General features: G+C 61.6%; 22 protein-coding genes. 8 read left to right on the top strand and 14 right to left on the bottom strand.

Annotated features, from left to right (window positions below):
• The first annotated feature begins 159 nt into the window (after nucleotides 1-159).
• Nucleotides 160-624 carry a flavodoxin gene (locus tag BLR92_RS03060; RefSeq protein ID WP_089725981.1) on the top strand — a complete coding sequence of 155 codons (465 nt, stop codon included), beginning with the start codon at nucleotides 160-162 and terminating at the stop codon, nucleotides 622-624.
• Between the two features lie 26 nt (nucleotides 625-650).
• On the top strand, nucleotides 651-1013 hold the full coding sequence (locus BLR92_RS03065) for a hypothetical protein (RefSeq protein ID WP_089725349.1): 363 nt from the start codon (nucleotides 651-653) through the stop codon (nucleotides 1011-1013).
• 72 nt (nucleotides 1014-1085) lie between these two features.
• Here BLR92_RS03065 and ppnN read toward each other — a convergent pair whose 3' ends face one another.
• Nucleotides 1086-2450 carry a nucleotide 5'-monophosphate nucleosidase PpnN gene (gene ppnN, locus BLR92_RS03070; RefSeq protein ID WP_089725351.1) on the bottom strand — a complete coding sequence of 455 codons (1365 nt, stop codon included), beginning with the start codon at nucleotides 2448-2450 and terminating at the stop codon, nucleotides 1086-1088.
• Between the two features lie 307 nt (nucleotides 2451-2757).
• On the opposite strand from ppnN, the gene BLR92_RS03075 reads away from it, so the two are divergent.
• A complete protein-coding gene (locus BLR92_RS03075; protein ID WP_089725353.1) occupies nucleotides 2758-3675 on the top strand; it encodes a LysR family transcriptional regulator in 918 nt (305 codons plus the stop codon).
• Nucleotides 3676-3776: 101 nt separating this feature from the next.
• Here the strand turns inward: BLR92_RS03075 and gcvP are convergent, their stop codons facing one another.
• Entirely contained in the window at nucleotides 3777-6671 is a 2895-nt protein-coding gene (gene gcvP / locus BLR92_RS03080; RefSeq protein WP_089725355.1) for an aminomethyl-transferring glycine dehydrogenase, read from the bottom strand.
• A gap of 128 nt (nucleotides 6672-6799) precedes the next feature.
• On the bottom strand, nucleotides 6800-7195 hold the full coding sequence (gene gcvH, locus BLR92_RS03085; protein WP_089725357.1) for a glycine cleavage system protein GcvH: 396 nt from the start codon (nucleotides 7193-7195) through the stop codon (nucleotides 6800-6802).
• Nucleotides 7196-7765: 570 nt separating this feature from the next.
• Here gcvH and BLR92_RS03090 point away from each other — a divergent pair.
• On the top strand, nucleotides 7766-9139 hold the full coding sequence (locus BLR92_RS03090) for an alanine/glycine:cation symporter family protein (RefSeq protein ID WP_089725359.1): 1374 nt from the start codon (nucleotides 7766-7768) through the stop codon (nucleotides 9137-9139).
• A 41-nt stretch (nucleotides 9140-9180) separates the two neighbouring features.
• The gene (gcvT, locus tag BLR92_RS03095) at nucleotides 9181-10293 is read left to right on the top strand and encodes a glycine cleavage system aminomethyltransferase GcvT (RefSeq protein ID WP_089725361.1); all 1113 of its coding nucleotides are present in this window, start codon (nucleotides 9181-9183) and stop codon (nucleotides 10291-10293) included.
• A 97-nt stretch (nucleotides 10294-10390) separates the two neighbouring features.
• On the opposite strand, the gene BLR92_RS03100 is transcribed toward gcvT, so the two are convergent.
• The 5 genes from BLR92_RS03100 to BLR92_RS03120 all read right to left on the bottom strand — a co-directional run bounded on the left by BLR92_RS03100 (nucleotide 10391) and on the right by BLR92_RS03120 (nucleotide 15988).
• Nucleotides 10391-10957 carry a phosphatase PAP2 family protein gene (locus BLR92_RS03100; protein WP_089725363.1) on the bottom strand — a complete coding sequence of 189 codons (567 nt, stop codon included), beginning with the start codon at nucleotides 10955-10957 and terminating at the stop codon, nucleotides 10391-10393.
• Complete coding sequence (locus tag BLR92_RS03105; RefSeq protein ID WP_089725365.1) at nucleotides 10929-12083, bottom strand: glycosyltransferase family 4 protein; 1155 nt, start codon at nucleotides 12081-12083, stop codon at nucleotides 10929-10931. The genes BLR92_RS03100 and BLR92_RS03105 overlap by 29 nt, the downstream gene beginning before the upstream one ends.
• 150 nt (nucleotides 12084-12233) lie before the next feature.
• On the bottom strand, nucleotides 12234-13121 hold the full coding sequence (locus BLR92_RS03110) for a LysM peptidoglycan-binding domain-containing protein (RefSeq protein ID WP_089725367.1): 888 nt from the start codon (nucleotides 13119-13121) through the stop codon (nucleotides 12234-12236).
• Nucleotides 13067-13939: an acyltransferase gene (locus BLR92_RS03115; RefSeq protein WP_089725369.1), complete on the bottom strand. Its 873-nt coding sequence runs from the start codon at nucleotides 13937-13939 to the stop codon at nucleotides 13067-13069. Before BLR92_RS03115 ends, BLR92_RS03110 begins: the two co-directional genes overlap by 55 nt.
• Before the next feature lie 99 nt (nucleotides 13940-14038).
• Nucleotides 14039-15988, bottom strand: coding sequence for an acetoacetate--CoA ligase (locus tag BLR92_RS03120; protein ID WP_089725371.1), 1950 nt, complete (start codon nucleotides 15986-15988; stop codon nucleotides 14039-14041).
• Nucleotides 15989-16445: 457 nt separating this feature from the next.
• Between BLR92_RS03120 and BLR92_RS03125 the strand changes: the two genes are divergently transcribed.
• Nucleotides 16446-17807, top strand: a complete 1362-nt coding sequence (locus BLR92_RS03125) for an MFS transporter (RefSeq protein WP_089725373.1) — start codon at nucleotides 16446-16448, stop codon at nucleotides 17805-17807.
• Between the two features lie 26 nt (nucleotides 17808-17833).
• Here BLR92_RS03125 and BLR92_RS03130 read toward each other — a convergent pair whose 3' ends face one another.
• The 3 genes from BLR92_RS03130 to BLR92_RS03140 all read right to left on the bottom strand — a co-directional run bounded on the left by BLR92_RS03130 (nucleotide 17834) and on the right by BLR92_RS03140 (nucleotide 20007).
• Nucleotides 17834-18601, bottom strand: a complete 768-nt coding sequence (locus tag BLR92_RS03130; RefSeq protein ID WP_089725375.1) for a VOC family protein — start codon at nucleotides 18599-18601, stop codon at nucleotides 17834-17836.
• A gap of 145 nt (nucleotides 18602-18746) precedes the next feature.
• A complete protein-coding gene (locus BLR92_RS03135) occupies nucleotides 18747-19025 on the bottom strand; it encodes a GrxA family glutaredoxin (protein ID WP_089725377.1) in 279 nt (92 codons plus the stop codon).
• A 163-nt stretch (nucleotides 19026-19188) separates the two neighbouring features.
• On the bottom strand, nucleotides 19189-20007 hold the full coding sequence (locus BLR92_RS03140) for an inositol monophosphatase family protein (protein WP_089725379.1): 819 nt from the start codon (nucleotides 20005-20007) through the stop codon (nucleotides 19189-19191).
• 113 nt (nucleotides 20008-20120) lie between these two features.
• On the opposite strand from BLR92_RS03140, the gene hybE reads away from it, so the two are divergent.
• The gene (hybE, locus tag BLR92_RS03145) at nucleotides 20121-20543 is read left to right on the top strand and encodes a [NiFe]-hydrogenase assembly chaperone HybE (protein WP_089725381.1); all 423 of its coding nucleotides are present in this window, start codon (nucleotides 20121-20123) and stop codon (nucleotides 20541-20543) included.
• A 61-nt stretch (nucleotides 20544-20604) separates the two neighbouring features.
• Entirely contained in the window at nucleotides 20605-21381 is a 777-nt protein-coding gene (locus tag BLR92_RS03150; RefSeq protein ID WP_370659216.1) for a 3-hydroxybutyrate dehydrogenase, read from the top strand.
• A 92-nt stretch (nucleotides 21382-21473) separates the two neighbouring features.
• Here the strand turns inward: BLR92_RS03150 and BLR92_RS03155 are convergent, their stop codons facing one another.
• The 3 genes from BLR92_RS03155 to BLR92_RS20115 form a co-directional block, all read right to left on the bottom strand.
• Nucleotides 21474-23231: a SulP family inorganic anion transporter gene (locus BLR92_RS03155; RefSeq protein ID WP_089725387.1), complete on the bottom strand. Its 1758-nt coding sequence runs from the start codon at nucleotides 23229-23231 to the stop codon at nucleotides 21474-21476.
• A 124-nt stretch (nucleotides 23232-23355) separates the two neighbouring features.
• The gene (locus BLR92_RS20110) at nucleotides 23356-24120 is read right to left on the bottom strand and encodes an NAD(P)/FAD-dependent oxidoreductase (RefSeq protein ID WP_245703944.1); all 765 of its coding nucleotides are present in this window, start codon (nucleotides 24118-24120) and stop codon (nucleotides 23356-23358) included.
• A complete protein-coding gene (locus tag BLR92_RS20115; RefSeq protein WP_245703945.1) occupies nucleotides 24117-24521 on the bottom strand; it encodes an NAD(P)/FAD-dependent oxidoreductase in 405 nt (134 codons plus the stop codon). The genes BLR92_RS20110 and BLR92_RS20115 overlap by 4 nt, the downstream gene beginning before the upstream one ends.
• Between the last annotated feature and the right edge of the window lie 40 nt (nucleotides 24522-24561).

Below are 24561 nucleotides of genomic sequence, written 5' to 3' on the forward strand. Positions count from 1 at the left end.
GCGGGTAAAAATAAAACCGCCATTATAACCGCGCAGCCGGTGCCGCACAGAATGTGGCTGTGCGGCGCAAACGCGCAGGGTAGCGCCCATGCACGATGGGCGCTGGAGGGGTTTCATGGTACCATTCATGCGAATTTCTCAAGCAAAATCAGTCAGTCCATGCCCACGCTCAAGATTTTTGTCGGCACCATGTATGGTGGTGCCTTGGATGTTGCGGAGCAGGTCAAGCCGCTTTTCGAGGATGCTGGCTACGAAGTCGCTATTTTCGAGCAGCCCACGCTTGACGATTTGCTCGAGCCGCCCACCGAGTTAGCGTTGTTCTGTGTTTCCACTACCGGTAGCGGTGACTTTCCCGGTAACTTCGTGCCCTTTGCGCGTGCCATCGACGAGCGCCACCCATCGCTGACCGAGCTTCGCTATGGGTTGATTGCGCTCGGTGACAGTTCGTATGGCGATACCTTTTGCGGTGCCGGCCGTTCGCTCGATGCGCTTCTCGAGGAACATGGTGCGCAGCGCCTGGGCGAGAGGCTCGAAGTGGATGCCATGGAAACGTTCATGGCCGATGACGCGGCGCTGCCTTGGGCCGAGGCATGGATCGATGAGCAGCAATTGCGCCATGGTTGATTTCAGCGTCGACAACGGGAAATGACATGGCGGCCTCGATGACGCCGGAGCGGCTAAGCATCATGGTTGGGGTGTTGGCGGCGATCGTCGCGACCCTGCCGCGGTATGTAGTGGGTGGGCATCAAAGCCAACTGATGCTGATCTCGTTGGCCTTCGTCGCGGTCGCCGTGGTGTCGGTGGCGGCCTGGCGCATGCTGAGCCATGCGGCGCGCCGCCGCTTGCCGGCCTTGCTCGCTCGATTGCTTGGCATGTTGTTGCTGGGCGCTGTCGTGGTTGCCTTGTGGCAGTCGATGCAGGGCGGCATCGACGGGCTTCTGCTGTTGTCCCACGGTGCGACCGTGGGGTTGTTGCTGCATGCGCTTTTGGTAGGGTGGCGGCGCCATAACTGATTGCCGATATACCCAAACGATAAAGGCCCGCGATCGCGGGCCTTTATCGTTGTTGGGCCGCCGGCAAACGTATTATTTCAGGGTATAGCAGGGTACGTAGTGACTGCCTGGCAGCTTCATGCGTCCTTGCGCGACGAAGGAGTTGAGCAACTCGTCGAGGCGGGCCATCAACTCCGGCTCGGCATGCAGGTGGAAGGGGCCCTTGGCTTCGATGGCACGTATGCCGGGCTCCTTGACGTTTCCGGCGACGATGCCTGAAAAGGCACGGCGCAGGTTGGCGGCCAGTTCATGCACCGGCTGGTCGTGGTGCAGGGCCAGCGCGGCCATTGCTGCGTGGGTCGGTTCGAAAGGCTGCTGGAAGCCAGGCTGCACATTGAGACGCCAGTTGTAGTAAAAAGCGTCGTTGTTCGCACGTCGAAATTCGGTGACCTCGTCGATCCCCTTGCGCATGGCGCGCGCCACGCCGACTGGATCGTCGATGAGAATACGATAACGGTCGCGGGCCTCGTCGCCGAGCGTGTAGGCGAGAAACTCGTCGATCCGCTGGAAATACTCGGCGGCACTCTGCGGCCCGGTGAAGATGACCGGGAAGGGCGTATCGGCGTTGATGGGGTGTAACAGAATGCCCAGCAGGTAGAGAATCTCTTCGGCCGTGCCGACCCCGCCGGGGAATACGATGATGCCATGTCCGACACGCACGAAGGCCTCCAGGCGCTTTTCGATGTCGGGCATGATCACCAATTCGTTGACGATCGGGTTGGGCGATTCGGCGGCGATGATGCCGGGTTCGGATATGCCCAGATAGCGACCGTTATGACGACGTTGCTTGGCATGCGCCACGTTGGCCCCTTTCATGGGGCCTTTCATCGCGCCGGGGCCGCAACCGGTACAGATATCCAGATCGCGCAGGCCCAGGTGATACCCGACATCCTTGGTGTAGTCATACTCTTCGCGCGAGATCGAGTGGCCGCCCCAGCACACCACCAGGCTGGGCTCGCGAGAGGCCTTCAGCGTGCCGGCGTTGCGCAGGATATGAAAGACCGCGTTGCTGGTGCCTTCGCTGGTCGACAAGTCGAAACGCGGCTGCTGCTGGATTTCGTTGAAGACATAGACGATGTCGCGCAACACCGAGGAAAGGTGCTCGCGAATGCCGCGAATCATCCGGCCGTCGACGAAGGCCTCGGCCGGGGCATTGCTGAGCTTGAGGCGAATACCCCGGTCTTCCTGCAACACTTCGATATCGAAGTCGCGATAGGCTTCCATGACCGCGAGGCCGTCGTCGGTGGGCGAGCCGCAGTTGAGCACGGCAAGAGCGCAACGGCGCAGCAGGTCATGCAAGCCGCTGGCGGACGTGTCGCGCAGGCGGTTGACCTCGTGTTGCGACAGGACCTCGAGACTGCCCTCGGGAGAAATCGTGGTGGAAAGCGTTCCGGGCATCGGGTTTTTCCTTGTTAGGTCATATCTCGAGACGTGCAGCGAGCGCGGTCAACAGCGCGATTGGCAAAAGGGCCGGGCATGGCGTCGAGATTTCCTGAGCGTGATTCTACAATTAGGCCCGATGCTACCATGTCGGCGCCGTGCTGGCAGCGCTGCGCACTGACCGATTCTCTGATAATATCGATGTCGACCGGACAACTCCCACGGTGGATCAATACTGCCGACTCCCGCCGCCGACTATTACCGACGTCGCAGGTAGCCTTTGCTGCATCGTCAATGAATCACCCGTGAGTGGACTCGACGTTCCATGTTCAATGCTCAGTATTTTCGGACCTTCATTACGTTGGTGGAGACCGGCAGCTTCACGCATACCGCTCGGCGGCTCGACATGACGCAGCCGGGTGTCAGTCAGCATATTCGCAAGCTCGAGCAATATCTGGACAAACCGCTGCTCAACCGCCACGGTCGCCGCTTCACACTCACCGAGGCGGGGCGGCGAGCCTACGATTACTCCATCAAGCTATTTGCCGAACATGAACATTTTCGGCATTCACTGGATAACGACTCCATCGATTCCGGTGATTGCCGCATCGCATCCCCCGGCAGTGTCGGGTTGATGTTCTATCCGTTTATTCTCGGTTATCAACAGATGCACCCGGGATTGACCATCAATTACAACTTCGCCTTCAACAGCGAAATCGTCGAGGATGTATTGGCCGGTCGCTATGACCTGGGAATCGTCACCGATGTGATCAAGCACCCCGATCTGCACTATGAACCCTGGCACCAGGAGCCGCTGTGCCTGGTGGTGCCCGCCGATTTTACCGGCACCACACTAAAGGAACTGATGGCGCTGGGCTTCATGAACTATTCCGACGGCGTCAACCATGCCAGCCAACTGCTGCGCGCCAACTTCACCGGCGAATTCCGCTCGATGAGTCACTTCGTGCAGCAGGGCTTTACCAACGAGGTTGCCACGGTGCTCGACGCCGTGGCGCGAGGGCTTGGCTTCACGGTGATTTCGCGGCTGGTGCTGGAAACCTCGCCGTGGCAGCGTCAAGTCAAGGAGCTGTCGCTGGCACAGCAGGTTTACGAGACGCTGCATGTGGTCACGCGGGCCGGCAGCGAGACGCCCAGGCGCTACGCCAAGCTGCTCGAGGATTTTCGCGAACAGCGCCGCAGCGTGCTGTATGGCTTCGCCGAGGAGCCTAGCTTCGACGCGTAAGCCGCTGGCTGGGCGATTATCGTTGTCTCAACGCAAAACCCCGAGGCCAATATTGGCCTCGGGGTTTTGCGTATGCCACTCATGGATTCGCGGTCAAGGGATCAGTCACGATAACTGTCGATGGTCGGGCATGAGCAGATCAATTGGCGATCGCCATACACATTATCGACGCGGTTGACCGCCGGCCAGACCTTGGCGGCCTTGACCGCATCGGAGGGGAAGGCGCCGAGTTCGCGGGAGTAAGGGCGCTCCCACCCGGCATCCATCAGGTCCGCCATGGTGTGGGGGGCGTTGACCAGGGGATTGTCGTCCGCCGGCCAGTCGCCGCTCTCCACCTTGGCGATTTCCTCGCGAATGGCGATCATGGCGTCGCAGAAACGGTCGATCTCGTAGCGCGATTCCGATTCCGTCGGCTCGATCATCAGCGTGCCGGGCACCGGGAAGGACATGGTCGGCGCGTGGAAGCCGTAATCCATCAGGCGCTTGGCGATGTCTTCTTCGCTGATATCGGAGGCCGACTTGAGTGGGCGAATATCGATGATGCACTCGTGGGCGACGGTGCCATTGACGCCCTTGTAGAGTATCGGGTAGTGCTTTTCCAGGCGCGTGGCGATGTAGTTGGCGTTGAGAATCGCCAGTTCGGTGGCCTCGCGCAGGCCGCTGGCGCCCATCATCTTGATGTAGGCCCACGAGATCGGCAGGATCGAGGCGCTGCCGAAGGCCGCGGCCGAGACCGCGCCGCATTCTTCGCGAACCCCGGCGATCGGCGTGACCACGTGGTTGGAGACGAACGGAGCCAGGTGTGCCTTGACGCCGATTGGCCCCATGCCTGGGCCGCCGCCGCCATGCGGGATACAGAACGTCTTGTGCAGGTTGAGGTGCGAAACGTCGCCGCCGAAATCGCCGGGGCGGCACAGGCCGACCTGGGCGTTCATGTTGGCGCCGTCGATGTAAACTTGCCCGCCATGCTCATGAACGATGCGGCACGCCTCGTGTACGCCTTCCTCGAAAACGCCGTGGGTGGAAGGGTAGGTGAGCATGATCGCCGACAAGGACTCGCTATGCCGCTCGGCCTTGTCGCGCAGATCGGCCAGGTCGATATTGCCGTCCTTGTCACACTCGACCACGACCACCTTCATCTGCGCCATGGCGGCGGAGGCGGGGTTGGTACCGTGGGCGGAGCTGGGAATCAGGCAGATGTCGCGATGTCCCTGGCCCTCGTGAGCCTGATAGCGGCGAATCGCTACCAGTCCGGCATATTCGCCCTGAGCGCCGGAGTTGGGCTGCATGGAGATATGCTCGTAGCCGGTAATCTCGACCAGAAAGGCCGCCAACTCGTCGATCATCTGCTTGTAGCCCACCGCCTGATCGGCCGGGGCGAACGGGTGTATATGCGCGAACTCCGGCCAGGTGATGGGCACCATCTCACTGGTGGCGTTGAGCTTCATGGTGCACGAACCCAGCGGAATCATCGCGTGAGTCAGCGACAAGTCGCGATTTTCCAGGCGCTTGAGATAACGCAGCATCTCGGTTTCGCTGCGGTAACGCGTGAAATTGGGGTGGGTGAGAAAGCCCGACTCGCGTTCGCAGCCGGCGGGAATGCCACTGCTGCCGGAGGCGACGACCGCATCGTCCAGCGCCGCCACGGAGAGATCGTGTTCGTCGCCCAGCAGCACGTCGAACAGCACCGCCACGTCGGCCGCAGTGGTGGTTTCGTCGAGGCTGATGCCGATGCGTCCATCGGCGTAAAAGCGCGGGTTGATCTCGTGGGTCAGTGCACGGCCATGGATCTTGCCGGCATCGACGCCGGTCAAGGTCAGCGTATCGAACCAGCTATCGTGAGCCAGTTGAACGCCCTTGCGCTTGAGGCCCTCGGCGAGAATGCTGGTGAGACGATGAATGCGCGTGGCAATCGTGCGCAGCCCCTCGGCGCCATGATAGACGGCATAGAACCCCGCCATGTTCGCCAGCAGTGCCTGGGCGGTACAAATATTGGAGGTCGCCTTCTCGCGGCGGATGTGCTGCTCGCGAGTCTGCATCGCCATGCGCAGCGCCTGGTTGCCGCGACTGTCCTTGGAAACGCCGATGATACGTCCGGGAATCGAGCGCTTGAGCTTGTCGGTGGTGGCGAAGAAGGCGGCGTGCGGGCCGCCGTAACCCATCGGCACGCCAAAGCGTTGGGAGTTGCCGAGAACCACGTCGGCGCCTAGCGCGCCGGGTTCCCTGAGCAGCACCAGGCTCATCAGGTCGGCGGCGACACAGGTCATGACGTTGCGCTGGCGAGCGGCATCGATCAGCGGCGCGAGGTCGCGAATCCGGCCGGTTTCGCCCGGATACTGGAAGAGCGCACCGAAGACCTCGTGGTCATTGATGCGCTCGGCGGCGTCGACGACCAGTTCGATATTGAAGTAGGCGGCACGGGTGCGCAGTACGTCCAGGGTTTGTGGCAAAACGTCGTCGGCGACGAAGAAGCGCTCGGACTTGACCTTCTTGTTGGCACGATGACACAACGCCATGGCCTCGGCGGCGGCGGTCGCTTCATCGAGCAGCGAGGCGTTGGCCAGCTCCATGCCGGTCAGGTCCATGACCATCTGCTGGAAGTTGAGCAAGCCTTCCAGGCGACCCTGGGATATCTCGGGCTGATAGGGCGTGTAAGCGGTGTACCAGCCCGGATTTTCCAGCACGTTACGGGCGATCACCGCCGGTGTATGCGTGTTGTAATAACCCTGGCCTATGTAGGTCTTGAAAACCTTGTTCTGGCGAGCCAGACGCTTGAGATAATCGAGCGCTTCCGCTTCGCCGCGCGGGGCTTCCAGATTGAGTTCACGATCCAGGCGTATTCCGGCCGGTACGGTTTTCTCGATCAGCGCGGGCATGCCATCGACCCCGAGGGTCTCGAGCATTTGCGCGACATCGTTGGCACCGGGGCCGTTGTGACGATGAACGAAAGCGTCGTGGCTGGCCAGTTCGGCCAAGCGTCGATTATCTACTGCCATGGGGCACCTGATAGTGTGGCGGGGCGGTCAGGCCCGTAACGAGTAATAATGCAGCGTGCGAGCAGCCGGGCTGCCCGCGTTGACATCGAATGGATTCCGGCCGGCGCCATGTGCTGGCCGGGTGTGTCCTAGTCCTCTTCGGCCTTTGCCAGCTTGGCGTAGGCATCGGCATCGAGCAGCACATCGAGGGCGCTGGCATCGGCCAGCTTGAGCTTGGCGATCCAGCCATTCTCGTAGGGCGACTCATTGACGGTCTCGGGAGCGTCCTCGAGATTCTCGTTGACCTCGACGACTTCTCCGGCGAGTGGCGCATATAAATCGGATGCTGCCTTTACCGACTCAATGACACCGAATTCGTCACCGGTATCGAGTTCACGGCCGACCTCGGGCAACTCGACGAAAACCACGTCGCCCAGCGCCTCTTGGGCGTGATCGGTGATGCCCAGAGTGACCGTGCCGCCACCGTTGTCCTGGATCCACTCATGGCTTTCGGTATAGCGCAGGTTCGCGGGGATGGTGCTCATCTCGTTTTCCTATACGAAAAAGGTTTTCTCAATTGGGGAATCGTATCGCCATTAGGTTCCCATGGCGAGCCCCAAAGCGTTTTGTATTACGCCGCTGTGTCGGGCGTGGCTTGACCGCCCCCTAAGGGTGGTCGGGTTTGCTTGATGCGTCCAGTTGCCAATTGTCCGAGTAGACCGGCTTTTACTACGATTGCGCCGCTCAGTTAGGCGAAATGGCTATCCTTGCGCTCGCACCTCGTAACCTTATCCGACCTTTGTCGATAGCTTATTGTGATCGTGTCGTGGTCCGAGTAATGTAGCGACGTTTCCAATAAGAAACAAATTTCAATGATTGGCTGGCTGGTACACACTGAGGTGCCAAGAGATTTGGAGCGCAGTGTCACGGCAATTTTACGCAATTCTTTACTGTTATGGCGCTAAAGTTGCGAGTTTTTCAATGCCGGACTAGAGCTATGTCAGTGGTATCCGCTAAGGTTGCGCCCTCGTGGCCGCGATGGCTTCACTAGCGTATCGGCGCTGCTCAAGGCGACGGTGCATAACAACAAGCAGAGACGAAACGGAGTGCTTCACGTGGAAACATTGAATGCAATTTTCAGCGCCATTGACGGTGTCGTCTGGGGCCCGCTGATGCTTGTCCTGATACTAGGTGTGGGGTTTTATCTTCAGCTCGGGCTGAAGTTGCTGCCCATTCGCAAGCTTGGCATGGGCTTCAGTCTGCTATGGCAGGGACGCTCGACGGCCAAGGGCGAAGAGGGCGATGGCGAGGTTTCACCGTTCAATGCGTTGATGACGTCGCTCTCGGCGACCATCGGTACCGGTAACATTGCCGGCGTGGCCACGGCCATCGTGCTCGGCGGGCCCGGGGCAGTGTTCTGGATGTGGGTGACTGCGTTGGTCGGCATGGCGACCAAGTTCTCCGAGGCGGTGCTGGCGGTGCGCTTCCGCGAGGTCGACGAGGCGGGCGATCACGTCGGTGGCCCGATGTACTACATCCGCAATGGCTTGGGTAAAAAGTGGGCATGGCTCGGTGGTACCTTTGCCTTCTTCGGTGCCGTGGCGGCATTCGGCATCGGCAACACGGTGCAGGCCAATTCCGTGGCCGATGGTCTGAATCAGGCCATCGGCATTCCGTTCTGGGTGACTGGCTTGGTAATGATGGTGCTCGCCGGCGCGGTGATTCTGGGTGGTATCAAGCGTATCTCCAAGGTGGCCGGTAAGTTGGTGCCATTCATGGCGGTCGCTTATTTGATCAGCGGTATCGTGGTACTGATCGCTAATGCCGACCAGGTCGGCAACGCCTTCGGCATGATCTTTGAATATGCTTTCAACCCCATCGCGGCGGCTGGCGGCTTCGCTGGTGCGGCGGTTTCCGCGGCGATCCAGTTCGGCGTGGCGCGTGGCGTGTTCTCCAACGAGGCAGGGCTGGGTAGCGCACCGATCGCGCATGCCGCCGCACAGACCAAGAATCCGGTTCGCCAGGGCTTGATCGCCATGCTGGGCACCTTTCTCGATACTATCGTGGTATGTACCATCACCGCGCTGGCGATCCTGACATCGACTGTGTGGACGACCGGCGAAACCGGTGCTGCTTTGAGCGCGCTGTCGTTCGACTCGGCGCTGCCGGGCATCGGCCAGTACGTGGTGGTCTTCGCGCTGGCGGTCTTCGCCTTCACTACCGTGCTGGGCTGGGCATTCTATGGCGAGAAGTGCTGCGAGTATCTGTTCGGGGTACGTTCGATCAAGATATACCGCGTGATATACATCCTGGCGATTCCGCTCGGCGCCATGGCCAATCTGGGCTTTATCTGGTTGATGGCTAGCGTGTTCAACGCGCTGATGGCAATACCCAACCTGATTGCCCTGGCGCTGCTCTCGCCGGTGGTGTTCAAGCTAAGCAAGGATTACTTCGCGGGCAAGCCTGTGCTGGCGGGCGAAGACCTTTAAGTTGAAATAACCGTAACTCTGGCCAATGGTGGAGCGACCCGATGAGCGAACTCAATAAGACCCCTTTGCACGATCTGCATGTGGCGCTGGGCGGCAAGATGGTGGAATTCGCCGGTTACAGCATGCCGGTCCAATATCCGCTGGGTGTGAAGAAGGAGCATGAACACACGCGCGCGGCTTGCGGGTTGTTCGATGTCTCGCACATGGGGCAGTTGATCGTGCGTGGCTCCACTCCGGCGGTTGCCCTCGAATCGCTGGTGTGTGCCGATATCGTCGGCCTCCCCGGGGGCATGCAGCGCTATGCGCTGTTCACCGGCAATGAAGGTGGCATCCTCGACGATCTGATGGTGTCCAATGCCGGCGACCACCTCTATGTGGTAGTCAATGCGGCTTGCAAGGCTCAGGATATCGCCCATCTGCGTACCGGTCTTGGCGGTGATTACCAGGTCGAGGAGTTGGATCGCGGCCTGCTGGCGCTGCAAGGCCCCAAGGCGGTCGAGGTCATGGCCAGATTGTGTCCGGCCGCCTGCGACCTGGTGTTCATGCAGCATGGCCGGTTCGAAGTGGCGGGTATTCCCGTATGGATCAGCCGTAGCGGCTACACCGGCGAAGATGGCTTCGAGATATCGATGGCCAGCGAAGACGCCGAGCGCCTCGCCAAACGCTTGCTGGATGAGCCCGAGGTCGAAGCGATAGGTCTCGGCGCGCGTGACTCGTTGCGCCTGGAGGCCGGGCTGTGCCTGTACGGGCACGATATCGATCAGAGCACCACGCCGGTGGAGGCGGGATTGATCTGGGCGATCGGCAAGCCGCGTCGCCAGGGTGGTGAACGCGAGGCCGGCTTCCCCGGCGCCGATGTGATATTGCATCAGGTGCGAGTCAAGGATCATCGCCGCAAGCGGGTGGGTCTGCTCGGTGAAGGCCGTGCGCCGGTTCGTGAAGGTGCCGAGCTGTACAGCGAGGACGACCGCAGAATCGGCGTGGTCACCTCGGGAGGTTTCGGTCCCAGCGTCGGCAAGCCGGTGGCGATGGGGTATGTGGCTACCGAAGATGCCGAGATCGGTAGCGTCGTCTACGCCGAGGTGCGTGGCAAGCGGTTGCCGATGACGATCAGCAAGATGCCGTTCGTGACGCCGGGCTATTATCGCGGCTGAAAATCGGCGCTTCGAGTTATACCGTTATCTTATTCTGAGTCGTACCTGATGGGCCGCTCCGCTTCATTCGCGGGGCGGCCTTTTTCGTTGCAGTTACTTAAGGTGCCGCTGCGCTAACCGTGGTCAGCGGCCACAGCCATAGGCTGGCCTTGGCGATGAGCAGGCCGAGTAGCGCCCCGGCGGCCACGTCGCTCAGATAATGCAGTCCCAGGCCAACCCGCGAGGCGGCGATCAGCAGCGTTAGCGGGGCGACGATGACGAGCAACCACGGCGCGGCGGTTGCCGTCAGTGTGCAGAACGACACGGCATGCAGGGTATGACCGCTGGGAAAGCTGTAGCGGTCGAGTGGCGGTAGGGTGCAGGGAATCGTCGTAAAGGTGATGAAGGGGCGCTCGCGGCACAGGCGGGTCTTGAGTAGCCGATAGAGCAGCGCCCCGCAGCCGGCGGTGATAGCGAATTGCAGTGCCAGCCACCAGCCTGGTCGCCCATGGATAAACGGCAGGCAGAGTGTCAGCATGGCCCAGGCCGGCCAATCGCCCAGGCGGCTGGCCAGGCGTAGTGTCGCCAATAGCGGTCGGTAACCGCTCAGTTGTGTCAGCCGGTGGCAGGCTTGCCATTCGACCAGATCGAGACGCTCAAACACGGGTGGGGTGCGGTTTGCCATGCGCTATCTCCTCTACCTGGTGCAGGATGGCGAGAAAGTCATCGGCGATACGCGACCAGCTCTGGCCCTGTACGCGATCCTGAGCGGCACGGCCCATGCGGACACTGAGGGCCGGCTGTTGGCACAGTTCGAGCGCGGCGTCGATGAAGCCTCGATCGTCGCCGAAGGCAACCTTGAATCCATTGCGGCGATGCTCGATCAACTCGCCCGCGGCGGCATAGTCGAAGGCGACGATGCCCAGCGCGCTGGCCATGGCCTCGGTGATGACATTGCCGTAGGTCTCCGAGCGCGAGGGGAAGACGAACAGGTCGGCGCTGGCGTAATGCCGTGCCAGCGATTGTCGGTTGACGAAGCCCGCGAAGATGGCATCGGGCAGGCGCTTTTCCAGCGCGTCGCGTTGCGGACCGTCGCCGACCAGTACCTGTATCAGGTCGGGCTGGACACGGCGCATGGCATTGAAGGTTTCGACCAACAGATCCAGGTTCTTTTCATGCGCCATGCGGCCGACATGCAAGGCGACCGGTTGCTGCTCATGCGCTCCCCAACGTTTACGCAGGGCGTCATCGCGCTGGTGACTGCCAAAATGCGCAATGTCGACGCCACGCCCCAGTACCCGCACGTTATCGAATCCCTGCGTCGTCAGTTTCATGGCCTGCGCGCGAGTTGGCACCAGCGTCGCCTGGGTTCGATTATGGAAATAACGCAGAGTCAGACGTACCGGCACTCTCAGCAAGCCGAGCCCATAATCGCCGGCATAGTGATCGAAGTTGGTGTGAAAGCCACTGGCCGTTGGAACGCCCAGGCGGCGAGCGACGTTCAGCGCCGACCAGCCCAGCGGGCCTTCGGTGGCGATGTAAACGACATCGGGACGCGCATCGCGCCATAAATCGCCGATCGCACGGCGCGATGGCACGCCGAACTGCACGTCGCGGTAACCGGGGAGGTGAAAGCCGCGCACTTGCAGTTCTTGTGCAATGGCCTCGGCGCGGGCGGGTTTGATGGGTGCGGGGCGAATCAATTGCAATGTCATGCCGCGCTGGGTCAGCTCACGGCTGAGGTGGCCCAACGTATGGGCAACACCGTTGATCTCCGGTGACCAGGTTTCGCTGACCATGGCAATGCGCATGCCTTTCCCCTTGTGGCTGTCTATTGGCATTGGGGGTAGCATCCGTGGGGGGCATGACAAGGCTGCGACAATCGCATGACGACTCGGTGACGTTTGACGTTATCGACTGAGTCGCGCTCATGCCCGTATAGCTATTTAAGCAGTGATTGCCTAACGCAGCACCTTGCGGGGATCGATGGGCTTGCCACCGTGACGCACGTCGAATAGCAGGTCGTAGCGCTCGGTGTCGCCACTATAGCCTACCGTGCAGATCGGCATGCCGGCCTCGACCGTCTGACCCTCGCTGACTTTCAGGTCGGAGCATAGCGCGTAAACGCTTTGCAGGTTGTTGGGGTGATGCAAGATAACCACCTTGCCCAACTGGCGCATGCTGTTGGCAAAACGCACCTTTCCATCCGCCACGGCCTTGGCAACGTTGCCTTGCTGGGTGGCGAGCAGCATCGGTTGCAGGGAGCCGCGGCTGTCGGTGCCGAAATGACGCACGATCCGATAATCGCCCAAGGGCCATGCCCAATCGCCGATCCGCTCGGGTAGCGGGCCGGGGTCAGGAAGTCTCGCCGCCGTTGCGCTGCGCGCCGGCGCGCCGCCACCGTGCAGCGGTACCTGGATCAGTTGGCCAATTCTGAGATCGCTGGGGGCGAGCGAGCGATTGGCGGCCTGAATGCGCCCGGCGGTGGTGCCGAAGTATTGCGCGATACTGTAGTAAGTATCGCCGGGGCGTATCTGATAGCGATAGGGCCCGCCGGAAGGTGCGCGTTCGCGTTGGCTGGGCACCAGGACGCGCTGCCCGATCGCCAGGTGGCGCGCCTCGACACCGGGGTTGAAGCGCTGCAGACGAAGCAGGGGGATACCGGCGCGACGGGCGATTTCACCCAGCGTGTCGCCGCGTTGAATGGTCAACCAGTTTCCCGCTACCACGCCACTGCGCCACGCCGAGCCACCGGGTCCCCCGGCACAACCGCCAAGCAAGGCCAGTAGCAGTATCAGCGCAACGATTCGAGCCGTTGATCCTTGTCTTGCCACAGCGCGTTGAGCCATGTCTGGAAGCGTTCCTTGTACTGCGGGTCTTGGTGATAATTGCCGTCGTGCATCCAGTCCGGCAATTCGAGGCAACTGGCATGCAGGCTGACCGGGCCTTCGCGGCCGCATAGGAAATCCCAGAAATTGGGGCAGTCGCGGGCATAGGCGAGGGTGACATCCAGGATGCCATTGAGGCGTCGCCCCAGCAGGCTGACGACTTGAGCGGTGCCCCCGGCCTTGGGCCGCAGCAGATGCCGATACGGGCTGTTCTGAGCGGTTTGTTTGGTTGGGGTGAAGCGGGTTCCCTCGACGAAGTTATAGATCGCCATGGGCATTTGTTGGGCGCGTTGACACAGGCGCTGGGTGGCCTCTCGATCGCGACGCGCCAGTTGCGGATCGCGCGCCAACTGCTCGCGCTTGTAACGGCGCATGAACGGGAATTCCAGAGCCCACCAGGCCAGGCCGATGACCGGCACCCAGATCAGCTCTCGTTTGAGAAAGAAGCGTGGCATGGGAATTTTGCGATGCAGCGCCAATTGCAGCATGAAGATGTCGGTCCAACTGCGGTGATTGACGATCACCAGCCACCACTGCTGCGGAGACAAGCCATCGGGAAGGTGGATATCGAGCCTGGGCTTGAGCCAGCGGCGCATCCACCACAGGTTGGTGCCGATCCAGGCCAGCGCGATGCCGTTGAGTCCGCCGAGCAGGCGTAGGCGCAAGCGCCGGGTCGGCGTGACCAGCTTGAGCAGCGTCAGGGCGTAGAGGGGAATCGCCCAGAATAGGGTGCTTAATACCAGCAGCAGCATGCTGACGAGCCCTTTCAGGGTCGACATGCCATTCTCCTTCAATGACTTGGAGAACATGCTACTGGAAGCAAGGGAAACTGCCCAGCCTCACGGTGACCCTGCGGGTCACCGTGATCGCACTACGATTCAACGTTGCAGTTCGGGGAGGTTTGCGTAGAGTTCCAGCGCCTCGGGGTTGGCCAGCGCATCCTGATTCTTGACCGAGCGACCATGCACCACGTTGCGCACCGCCAGCTCGACGATCTTGCCCGACAGCGTACGCGGAATGTCGTCGACCTGAAGGATGCGCGCCGGTACATGGCGTGGCGTGGTGTTGGCGCGAATGGTGCGCTTGATCGCGTCGCGCAGGGTGTCGTCGAGTGTCAGCCCCTCCTGCAATCGCACGAACAGCACCACGCGAATGTCGTCGCCCCATTCCTGACCGATGCACAGCGATTCCAGCACGCCCTCGACCTTCTCGACCTGGCGATAGATCTCGGCGGTGCCGATGCGCACGCCGCCGGGGTTGAGCACGGCGTCCGAGCGGCCGTGGATGATCAGGCCGTCTTGCGGGGTGATTTCGGCGTAATCGCCGTGTGCCCAGATGCCCGGGAAGGTGGCGAAGTAGGCGTCGCGGTAGCGCTCACCATCGGGGTCGTTCCAGAAGCCGATGGGCATCGAGGGGAACGGGCGGGTACACACCAGTTCGCCTTTCTCGCTACGTAGCGGTTTGCCGTCGTCGTCGAAGACATCGACCGCCATGCCCAGGCCACGGCATTGCAATTGGCCGCGATACACCGGACGAATGGGGCAGCCCAGCGCAAAGCAGGAAACGATGTCGGTACCACCGGAAATCGAAGCCAGCAACAGGTCGGCCTTGATATCGCGATACACGTAATCGAACGACTCGTGCGATAGCGCCGAGCCGGTGGAGAGCACCGCGCGCAAGCGCGAAAGATCATGACTCTCGCCGGGCGTCAGTTCTTCCTTTTCGCAAGCGGCGATGTACTTGGCACTGGTGCCGAATACCGTGATGCCCTCGCGCGCCGCCACCTCCCAGAGCACGCTGAGCGTCGGTGCGAAGGGCGAGCCATCGAAGAGCACCAGCGTAGCGCCGCAGGCCAGGCCCGAGACCAGCCAGTTCCACATCATCCAGCCGCAGGTGGTGTAGTAGAACAGCACGTCCTCATCGTCGAGATCGGTGTGCAGACGGTGTTCCTTGATGTGCTGCAACAGCGCGCCACCGGCGGAATGGACGATGCATTTGGGCGCTCCGGTGGTGCCCGAGGAATAGAGGATGTACAGCGGATGGTCGAACGGCTGGGCCTCGAAGTCGATCTCGGTGGCCGGATTGTCGAGGTAATCCTGCCAGGTCACGCCATTGAGGATGCCATCGGTATCAGCCTGGTCGTGCAGGAAGGGGAATACCACTACCTGATTGAGCGAATCGATGGCTTCGCTGATTCTGGCCACGCGCTCGCGGGTGTCGATGGGCTTGCCGTTCCAGGTATAGCCGTCGGTGGCGATCAGCACCTTGGGCTTGATTTGTCCGAAGCGATCGAGCACGCCGTTGAAACCGAAATCCGGCGAACAGGACGACCATACCGCGCCGATGCTGGCCGCGGCGAGCATGCCGATGACCGCATGTTCACTGTTGGGTACGAAGCCGGCGACCCGATCGCCAGCGGTAACGCCGCTGCTGCGCAGGGCGTGTGCCAGTCTGGCCACCTGGCTATAAAGCTCGGAGTAACTGATGGCCTTGCGTCGACCGCGCTCGTCGCACACGACCAGCGCTGGATGTGTGTCGCGGCGACGCAGCAGGTTGGCGGCGAAATTGAGGCGTGCCCCGGGAAACCAGCGCGCGCCGGGCATGGCATCGGGGCGCTCGAGCACGCTGTCGCCACGCCGCTCGGCGATCACATCGCCTTCTTCCCACACCAGTGACCAGAAGTCTTCCAGGTTATCGATGCTCCAGGCATGCAGGTCGGCATAATCGGCGAGTGCGGTACCGTACTCGCGGTTGATGCGCTGCATCAGAGCATGGGTCTGGGTGGCTTCGATCGCAGCCCGCGACGGCTGCCAGAGTGGTGTGGACATGCATTCCCTCCTTGTTGTTGTCTGAATGGCGATTGCTGGCGTTACGATGGGTCCGGTTCCGTTTTTTTCGGTGGCTATTCCGGCGCTACCGACGAAGGCCCAATCACGCCACGATAGCATAGGCTTCAGTGTGCGTGATCCCTCTTGGTGCATTGCACAACAATTGCATTTAAAACTACCTTGCGCCCGCTTGTCACGGACCTCGGCAATGATGAAAAACTGACCGTTTCGTGAAGGCGTGATGTGTCAGCGCCGTTACGGCAGGGTGTGCAATGCCCTTGCACAGCCTTATCCACAGTTTCTGTGTATAAACCTCATGACGTGCCGGCCAGGGTTTTCGACGTTTGGTTCAGCGCGCCGCTGACGGTAGAATCCACGCACTTTTCCCGTTCTCGCGATGCCCGTCGCGTTAGCGTTCACTATGATCGTGCGATAGGAAATCGCTCCCGGGAGGTAAATGGTGCTGCTACGCAGCTTGCCGGCGACCCTGCCGATTCTGTTCGTTTGCGAAATCAGCTTCCTGCTGGGGCATGGCCTGATCATGACCCTGCTCGGCGTGCGCATGTCGCTGGAAGGGTTCCCCTCGCAGATGGCCGGTCTGCTGATGTCGAGCTTCTCGCTGGGCTTCGTACTGGGCAGCTATTTCATCGAGAAGCGTATCCGCTCGGTGGGGCATATTCGCGTGTTCGCGGCCTGTGCCGCGATGCTGGCGGTGACCGCCATGTTGCATGGTATCTGGATCAATCCCTGGGCTTGGCTGGTCTGGCGGGTCGCGGGCGGCGCAGCCACCGCGGGGCTACTGATGGTAATGGAATCCTGGGTCTCGGGTGAGTCGACTAACGACAATCGCGGCAAGGTGCTGGGCTGGTATCTGGTGATTTCCACGATGTCCTTGGCGGGTGGGCAGTGGATGCTCAACTTGGCCGACCCGGCTACCTCGGTGCTGTTCTCGGTGGCCGGCATGCTGTTCGCGCTGTCGTTGGTGCCGCTGTCGATCCACCGGATTCACGGCCCATCGAGCTCGAACCATGATGTCGCGCACAAGATCAAGTTGCGGGAATTGTACAAGCGAGCGCCAGTTGGTCTGGTCGGCGCCTTTACCGGTGGACTGATGGCGCAGGCTTTCTTCGCCATGACGCCGTTCTATGGCCAGGAAATCGGGCTCTCCACCCAGCAGACCGCGCAATTCATGGCGATTACCACGATGGTGGCGTTGGTGGCGCAATGGACGCTGGGGCGCGTCTCGGACCGAATCGACCGGCGCAAGGTCATTTTATGCATGGCGGCGGTAATGGCGGCCACCGGCGCGTTCATTTCGGTGGCGGCCGGTTACAGTTATCTGGCGCTACTGGTGGTGGCCTGTCTGCATACTGCCATGCTGCATACCCTGTATTCGCTGAGCCTGGCGCATACCAACGACTGGCTGGAGCCGGAAGAGGTCATCGCCGCCAACTCCAAGCTGATGATCTGGTATGGCATCGGCTCGGTAATCGGGCCTTTTAGTGCCTCGTTGGTCATGCAGGTCGTCGGCCCCGAGGGGCTGTGGCTGTTTCTGGGCGGGGCGGCCTTGTCGTTGGCTGTCTACGTGTCAGTGTATCTACTGGCACGCCGCAGGCGGAGAGTCGATAGGGAGGTCGAGGTGGAGCAGGAGCCCTATGCGCCGCTGCCGATCATTGAAACCTCACACTACATCAATGAACTGGACCCGCGTTTCGAGCCGCACCAGCTCGAATTCGATTTTGCGCACCTCGACATCGGCGTCGATGACAGCGACCAAGCTGAGTCCGAGGAGGTCAGCGCACAGGCTTCCGTGCCCTGAGGTCATCGCGAGGCTGCCTGAGCCATTCAGGCAACCTCGCAGCGAGTATGCTGGGGCAAGAGCAGCTCGGCGGCCCGTTCGCGATTGCCGGGCAGGCATTTGTCGACCAGGGCAATACCGCCCATGGCGATGCGGTGTTCGTCGCCATCGGCGAACGCCAGGCGCCGCGAGCAGGTCGGGTAAAAGCGGTAACTGAGTAGCGCGGAGATGGGGAAGACGCCGTGATGGCGATCGGCGCTACCCGCCAGTCCGGCGTGATGCATGCTCCGGTCGAGCGTATTGAGATCGATGCCGAGCCGCTGGCAATCGAAACCGGCGTGATGCATGCGAGGGCCCATCACCGCCAGCCAGGCGGCCAACGGGTGCGCTTGCTGCAGGCGCTCGTAACAGGCCCAATCGGGCATCGGCCAGGGGCGGCCGCGACATAGCAGGTTCTGGCCACGGCTGTCGTGCGGATGCACCTGTTCGACCAGGGCTTCGAGCCGCTGGCGCGGTTCACGGGTCAAGGCGCCGGTCTGCAATTCTCCCAATATCAGCCAGGGGCCGTCATCGGGCGGCGCCAACAGGGTGACCAATAATCCACGGTCCGCCATGGCGTAGCGCTCGACATGGCGATAGCCGAAATGGTTCAGCGAGGATAGCAAGGCATTGGCACTGAAGGGACCGTGATTGAGGGTCAGCAGTGCCAGGTATTCCGCTGGGGCATCCATCGGCCACAGGTTCATGGCCCCGAGTTCGGGGTGACGATGGATATAGTCCAGCCATAACTGCTGCACAAACTCTTCACGTTGCATGTCCGCCAACCTCCCTAATACGCTACTGCTCCTTTATCGGCAGTATAGGCATTCGTGGAGGACGACAATTCAACGCCAGACAGACGCAAACGACGACGCCGACCCAGTGAGTCGGCGTCGAGGCTGCCCAGTGTATGCGTCGAGCTTATTGGCTAACGGTCGATTCCGGCAGCAGCGCGTTATCGCTAACGTACTGGTCGAACTCGGTGAAACCACCGATATGCGTCTGGTCGACGAAAATCTGCGGCACGGTTTCCACCGGCTTGCCGATGGTCTTTTCCATGTCCGCCTTGGTAATGCCTTCCTCGTGAATATCGATGTAGCGGTAGCTGAAATCGGAGCGTGTGGCACTGAGCTTTTCGGCGAGTTCCTTGGCGCGAACGCAGAAGGGGCAAGCGGAACGTCCGAAAATTACGGTAAGCATCAATGTGCCTCCTGTCGATGAAGAATGATCGAAATTTTGATGGCTATTGTTTCGTATTGCGCGCCTTGGCGCCAATAGAGTCTTGCTACATCCATTATTGCATGGGGCTATCATAAAGGTTATCGCGCTGGCAGCGTTTCCCGCTTGTCCATTGTACCGGTGCTTACTGCGAATTGGGGTTCTCGTCGGCCCGAATCAACAGCGTTTCGAGAGCTTTGTAGATGTCCGGCGCCGCGGCGACGATATGCTCGCCGTAAAGCTCCTCGGGGATACCCTTGGGACAGGGATACAGATGACCGGTGCGTGCGCCGGCCTCGCGGGCGATCAGCAACCCGGCGGCGAAGTCCCAGGGCGATACGCTTTCGTAGTAGGCGTCGAGGCGCGCGCAGGCGACGTTGCACAGATCGAGCGCCGCCGAGCCACAACGGCGCATATCCTGGCAGTGCTTCATCACCGCCGCGAGACGCCGCATCAGCGGTGCCCGGCCATCGCGCAGGTAAGGAAAGCCGGTTGCGATCAGGCTGTGTTCGAGTCGCGTGGCCAGGCTGGCGCGAATTCGCTCGCCGTTCAGGAAGGCGCCATCGCCACGAATGGCGGTGAACGTCTCGCCGAGAAAGGGCGCGTGAACCACGCCCAAGCGTACTTCGCCATCTTGCGCCCAAGCGATCGATACCGCCACATGGGGCAGGCCGTGAGCGAAATTGACCGTGCCATCGATAGGGTCGACCACCCACAACACGCCGCCTTGACTCACGGCATCGCGCTCGGGAGACAACTCCTCGGTGAGCCGGGCCTCACCGGGGAAGTGGCTTTCCAGGCGCTCGGCGATTAGCCGGTCCACTGCGACATCGACCTCGGTCACAAGCTCGCTGCCTTGCTTGTAATGCTGCTTGAAATTCTGTTGCTGGCGCGCTTCCTGGATATGCCGACCGGCCAGTTCGGCGATCTCGACGGCAATGGCGAGACGCTCACGGAGCTGCATGGTGCCTCCTGGCACAACGAGGATGAGCTGCCAGTCTAGCAGTCGGCGAGCGGTTCGCTATACTCACGCCGGCACTTCCCAATCGTTACCGTTGATAAGTCAGGAGGCCGTGGATGCAGGCACTTTCCGGGGATCAGTACGAGCGTCTCTCGCGCTTGGCCGCCGCCTACCGGCAGCGCCATGCCGATGACTTCGAAGCGGCTCCCCGGCGCAATCCGCATTTGTGGGTGGATGCGTTGTGCTTCCAACAGCATGACGGTGCGCTGGTTGGCGTGTTGATTACGCCGCTGGCGTTATTGCTGGCACGTATCGTGTTGCCGCTGGAAGATGACGAAACGGTGAGTGGCGACCGGCGTGTCGTCGAATTGCCCAGTGGCCGTTATCTGATGACCGCCGAGCGTCTTGGCGGCGAGGTGCTGTGGTACAGCGAGCTGCTTGACGATCTCTCCGCTCTTAGCGGCCCCATGGAAGCTAGCCGGCTGGCCCAGCAGGTGATGGAGCGTGTCATGGCGTCCACCACTGACAATGGCCAGTAGCGTTCGACGCAAGCCACGACGTATGCTGAAAAACCTTTTCGCGCCGTCAAAGGAGTGAATGATGAGTGCCCATCTCAGCCCGGGAACGCCGCGTGTCGCCCTGGTTACCGGAACTTCCAGTGGCATCGGCGAGGCCGTGGTCAACATGCTATGCCAGCAGGGTCACCAAGTGCTGGCGGTGGATTTCAACGAAGCCGGAAAAACCGTTGCCGAGGCCGCCGGCGCGGCTTTCTTCCAGGCCGACCTAACCGGTGGCGACGCTTGTCGCGCGGCGGTGGCCGATGCCGTCAAGCGTTTCGGCCACGTGGATATTCTGGTCAACAACGCGGGTATTCAGCATGTCGAGAGCATCGAGGCGTTTGCCGAGGATAAATGGCGTCGAATCCTCGATCTGATGCTGACCGCGCCGTTTCTGCTGATGCAGGCGGCCTGGCCTTACATGCGCGAGGGCCAGTGGGGGCGCATCGTCAATATCGCTTCGGTGCATGCCCAGGTGGCATCGCCGGGTAAGGCAGCCTATATCAGCGCCAAGCATGGTCTGATCGGCCTGACCAAGACCGCTGCCCTGGAAGGCGGCGAATCGGGGATTACCGCCAACGCGCTGTGCCCGGCCTACGTGCGTACACCGTTGGTCGACAGTCAGATCGCCGACCAGGCGCGTATGCACGGCATGGAAGAGCAGGAAGTGATCGAAAAGATCATGCTCAAGAACGCCGCCATCAAGCGACTGATCGACCCGTCGGAAGTCGCCGCGCTGGTCGCCTACCTGGCCTCCGATCAGGCCGGCGCGGTGACCGGATCGAGCTGGAATATCGATCTCGGCTGGACGGCGCAGTAGGAGTAAATAGGCGCGAAGCGTCCATCGTTCATGCCCGATAAGCACGGCCAACTTCGTTGGTGCGAGGGTTGGGTGGGCGATTCAGCGCTTCTTCATGGCGAGACTGGCTGTTTGAGGGTGGCTGGTGAAGACGAGCTGGCATTGCCCTTGTGCAGAACGCGCCAGGCATCATAGGTGCTGAGAAATACTTGGCCGGTCAGAGTATGAAAGAACTTGGTGCGCTTGAGGCGATCCATCACTGGCCCCTTGACCTCGGCCAAGTGCAGCGAGACTCCGGCATCTCGCAGGCGGTCCTTGATGGCCTCCAGGCTCTCGAGTGCCGAGGCGTCAATGACGTTGACCGCCTGGCAGGCTAGCACGATATGAACCAGACCGGTCTGGCTGGCAGCCAGGGCCATGATGGTGTCCTCTAGGTAGCGGGCATTGGCGAAGTAGAGACTCTCATCGATGCGCAGGATGGCCAGGCGCTCGTCGGTTTCCACCGCATGGCGGCGCACGTTGCGAAAATGCTCACTACCGGGCACCCGACCTACCACGGCGCTATGGGGCCGGCTGGTGCGATACAGGTGCAGGCCTATAGACAGCGCCACACCGGCCATGATGCCGCTCTCCACCCCGTGCACCAGAGTCAGCACCAAGGTGGCCAGCATGGCCGCGCCATCGGTCCGGGAATAGATCCAGGTACGCTTGATGGCAGATAGGTCGATCAGAGTCCCCACTGCAACGATGATGGTGGCGGCCAGGGTGGCCTTGGGCAGAAAGGCCAGCGGCGTGGTCAGCGAGAGAGTCGCCACGGCGATGCCCAGCGCGGTGAAGGCACCCGCCAAGGGCGTGGCGGCACCGGCCTCGAAGTTGACCACTGAACGGGAGAAGCCGCCGGCGACCGGTAAGCCGCCGCTGGTTCCGGCGCCGAGATTGGCCAGGCCCAGGGCGATCAACTCCTGGTTGGGGTCGATGCGCTGACGATGTTTGGCGGCCAGGGTTTGGGCCACCGAGACCGATTCCACGAAACCCACCAGACTAATCAGCACTGCTGCCGGCAGCAGGCTCGACCACAGGGTGGGGTCGAGGCTCGGCAGGGCCAGAAGTGGCAGGCCGCTTGGGACTTCTCCCACCAGCGCCACACCACGCTCGCCGAGTCCCAGTGACCAGGCCAGTAGAATGGAGACGATCACCGCCGTGACGGGTGCGGCTTTGGCCACGAGGTCCGCGCTTTGGGCAGCAAGCCCCAGGCGCTTAAGGCCGCCCTTGAGGTGGCGCCGACACAGCAGCAGGTAGCCCCAGACGCCGCCGCCGATGGCCAGCGTGAGCGGGTCGATTTGTTTCCACTGCGAAACCAGCGCCGTGGCCATTTCCACCAAGTTATCGCCGGATGCCTCTACCCCCAGCACATGACGTAGCTGGCTGGTGGCGATCAGGATACCCGATGCGGTGACGAAGCCCGAGATCACCGGGTGACTGAGGAAGTTGGCCAGGAACCCCAGGCGCAGCATACCCATGGCCACCAGCAGCAGGCCGGATAGGGCAGCGAGCACCAAGGCAGCACCGACGTAGGCGGCACTCCAGGGCGCGGCGATGCCGGAGAGCGCCGAGGCTGTCATTAGCGAGGTGATCGCCACTGGCCCTACCGCCAGGGTGGCGCTGGTGCTGAAGAGGGCATACAGCACGAGCGGCAACATGCTGGCATAGAGCCCCACCTCTGGAGGCAAGCCTGCCAGCAGGGCATAAGCCAGTGCCTGGGGTACCAGCATCAGGGTAACGATCACCGCCGCTATTAGGTCGCGGGCCAGGAGGTCGCGTCGATAGTCACGCAACCAGCCAGCAAGGGGAATCCAGCGCGCTGGGGTCATGGGCCTCTTCTCGTATCGCGATGGGAACTCAGCGCTCGGTGGTACGACGAGCTGGCCGGGCCAGCCATTCGTGCCCCTTGAGCATGCCGTTCCAATACAGCCAGGGCAGTTGTTGGGCCTTGAGTCACCAGGCGAGTCGAGTCGCTTGCGTGCCGTCGTTCAGCCAGCGGGGGAAGGTCGGCTGAAGCTGGCCGCCATAGCCGAATTCGGCCAGCACTACGCGGCCGCGCTCCACGGTCAGCGGGCAGGCACCGTAGCCGAAGTAGGCTGCCGAAAGGGGCCTGTCGTCCAGGGACGCCAGTAGGTTCTCGGCAACCACCGGTGCCTGTTGGCGCACTGCCGCGGCGGTCTTGGCGTTGCTCGTACCACTGGCATCGCCAAGACCGAACACCGCTGGATGATGGACGTGTTGTAGCGTCTCGGGATCAAGCTCGAGCCAACCGGCCTCGTTGGCGAGACCCGAGTCGGCAATAAACGTCGGGGCCTTCTGCGGCGGCACCACGTGTAGCAGGTCGAAGGGGTGTTCCAGCTGATGTTCGCCGTCCTCACCAGCCACCATGAAATGCGCTATTTTCGAGGGGCCATCGACGGCCACCAGGCGATGCTGGTAGTCCACGTTGATGCCGTAGCGCTCGATATAGTCTTGGAGGGCCGGCACATAGGCGGAAACCCCGAACAACACTTGGCCAGCGTTGCAGAAACTCACTTCGATGTCGGCTAGGCGGCCCTGGCGGCGCCAGTGGTCGCAGGACAGGTACATGGCCTTCTGGGGGGCGCCCGCGCACTTGATGGGCATGGGCGGTTGAGTGAACAGGGCGCGCCCTTTTTTCAGTGATTTCGTTTGCGACCAGGTATAAGGGGCCAGGTCGTAGCGGTAATTGGAGGTCACGCCGTGCTGGCCGAGGGTCGCTTCGAGCCCCTCGATGGCCCCCAGTCGAGGACCAACCCAGGCGCCACCACCAGACGGGTGTATCCGAGGCGGCGACCGTCTGCCAGTGTCACCTCGCTGGCCTGCGGATCGACTCGCTCGGCATGGGTCGGATAATGGCTCGCCTGGCGAGGCATCACGTTTTGCATGGAGCGGCGGGTATCGATGTCAGAGAAGACACCACCGCCGACCAGCGTCCAGCCAGGCTGATAATAGTGTGACTCGGCGGGTTCGATAATGGCGATATCCAGGTCGCCGCGCCGCTTGAGCAGGCTTGCGGCGACGGCGATGCCTGCGGCGCCACCACCGATGATGACCACATCATGGTGTGACGGAGAGGAGGCGTGAGGGGTGTGAGTCATGTCTGGGCTCCATGTCTGAGAGGATAGAGGCGCAGCGTGC

Origin of the sequence: Modicisalibacter muralis, from assembly GCF_900102945.1 — a bacterium.
GTDB lineage: Bacteria > Pseudomonadota > Gammaproteobacteria > Pseudomonadales > Halomonadaceae > Modicisalibacter > Modicisalibacter muralis.

Excerpts from the sequence above, each read along its gene's own strand:
- BLR92_RS03060 (WP_089725981.1), top strand. The coding sequence starts at position 160 with ATGCCCACGCTCAAGATTTTTGTCGGCACCATGTATGGTGGTGCCTTG.
- BLR92_RS03065 (WP_089725349.1), top strand. The coding sequence starts at position 651 with ATGGCGGCCTCGATGACGCCGGAGCGGCTAAGCATCATGGTTGGGGTG.
- ppnN (WP_089725351.1), bottom strand. The coding sequence starts at position 2,450 with ATGCCCGGAACGCTTTCCACCACGATTTCTCCCGAGGGCAGTCTCGAG.
- BLR92_RS03075 (WP_089725353.1), top strand. The coding sequence starts at position 2,758 with ATGTTCAATGCTCAGTATTTTCGGACCTTCATTACGTTGGTGGAGACC.
- gcvP (WP_089725355.1), bottom strand. The coding sequence starts at position 6,671 with ATGGCAGTAGATAATCGACGCTTGGCCGAACTGGCCAGCCACGACGCT.
- gcvH (WP_089725357.1), bottom strand. The coding sequence starts at position 7,195 with ATGAGCACCATCCCCGCGAACCTGCGCTATACCGAAAGCCATGAGTGG.
- gcvT (WP_089725361.1), top strand. The coding sequence starts at position 9,181 with ATGAGCGAACTCAATAAGACCCCTTTGCACGATCTGCATGTGGCGCTG.
- BLR92_RS03100 (WP_089725363.1), bottom strand. The coding sequence starts at position 10,957 with ATGGCAAACCGCACCCCACCCGTGTTTGAGCGTCTCGATCTGGTCGAA.
- BLR92_RS03105 (WP_089725365.1), bottom strand. The coding sequence starts at position 12,083 with ATGCGCATTGCCATGGTCAGCGAAACCTGGTCACCGGAGATCAACGGT.
- BLR92_RS03110 (WP_089725367.1), bottom strand. The coding sequence starts at position 13,121 with ATGGCTCAACGCGCTGTGGCAAGACAAGGATCAACGGCTCGAATCGTT.
- BLR92_RS03115 (WP_089725369.1), bottom strand. The coding sequence starts at position 13,939 with ATGTCGACCCTGAAAGGGCTCGTCAGCATGCTGCTGCTGGTATTAAGC.
- BLR92_RS03120 (WP_089725371.1), bottom strand. The coding sequence starts at position 15,988 with ATGTCCACACCACTCTGGCAGCCGTCGCGGGCTGCGATCGAAGCCACC.
- BLR92_RS03125 (WP_089725373.1), top strand. The coding sequence starts at position 16,446 with ATGGTGCTGCTACGCAGCTTGCCGGCGACCCTGCCGATTCTGTTCGTT.
- BLR92_RS03130 (WP_089725375.1), bottom strand. The coding sequence starts at position 18,601 with ATGCAACGTGAAGAGTTTGTGCAGCAGTTATGGCTGGACTATATCCAT.
- BLR92_RS03135 (WP_089725377.1), bottom strand. The coding sequence starts at position 19,025 with ATGCTTACCGTAATTTTCGGACGTTCCGCTTGCCCCTTCTGCGTTCGC.
- BLR92_RS03140 (WP_089725379.1), bottom strand. The coding sequence starts at position 20,007 with ATGCAGCTCCGTGAGCGTCTCGCCATTGCCGTCGAGATCGCCGAACTG.
- hybE (WP_089725381.1), top strand. The coding sequence starts at position 20,121 with ATGCAGGCACTTTCCGGGGATCAGTACGAGCGTCTCTCGCGCTTGGCC.
- BLR92_RS03150 (WP_370659216.1), top strand. The coding sequence starts at position 20,605 with ATGAGTGCCCATCTCAGCCCGGGAACGCCGCGTGTCGCCCTGGTTACC.
- BLR92_RS03155 (WP_089725387.1), bottom strand. The coding sequence starts at position 23,231 with ATGACCCCAGCGCGCTGGATTCCCCTTGCTGGCTGGTTGCGTGACTAT.
- BLR92_RS20115 (WP_245703945.1), bottom strand. The coding sequence starts at position 24,521 with ATGACTCACACCCCTCACGCCTCCTCTCCGTCACACCATGATGTGGTC.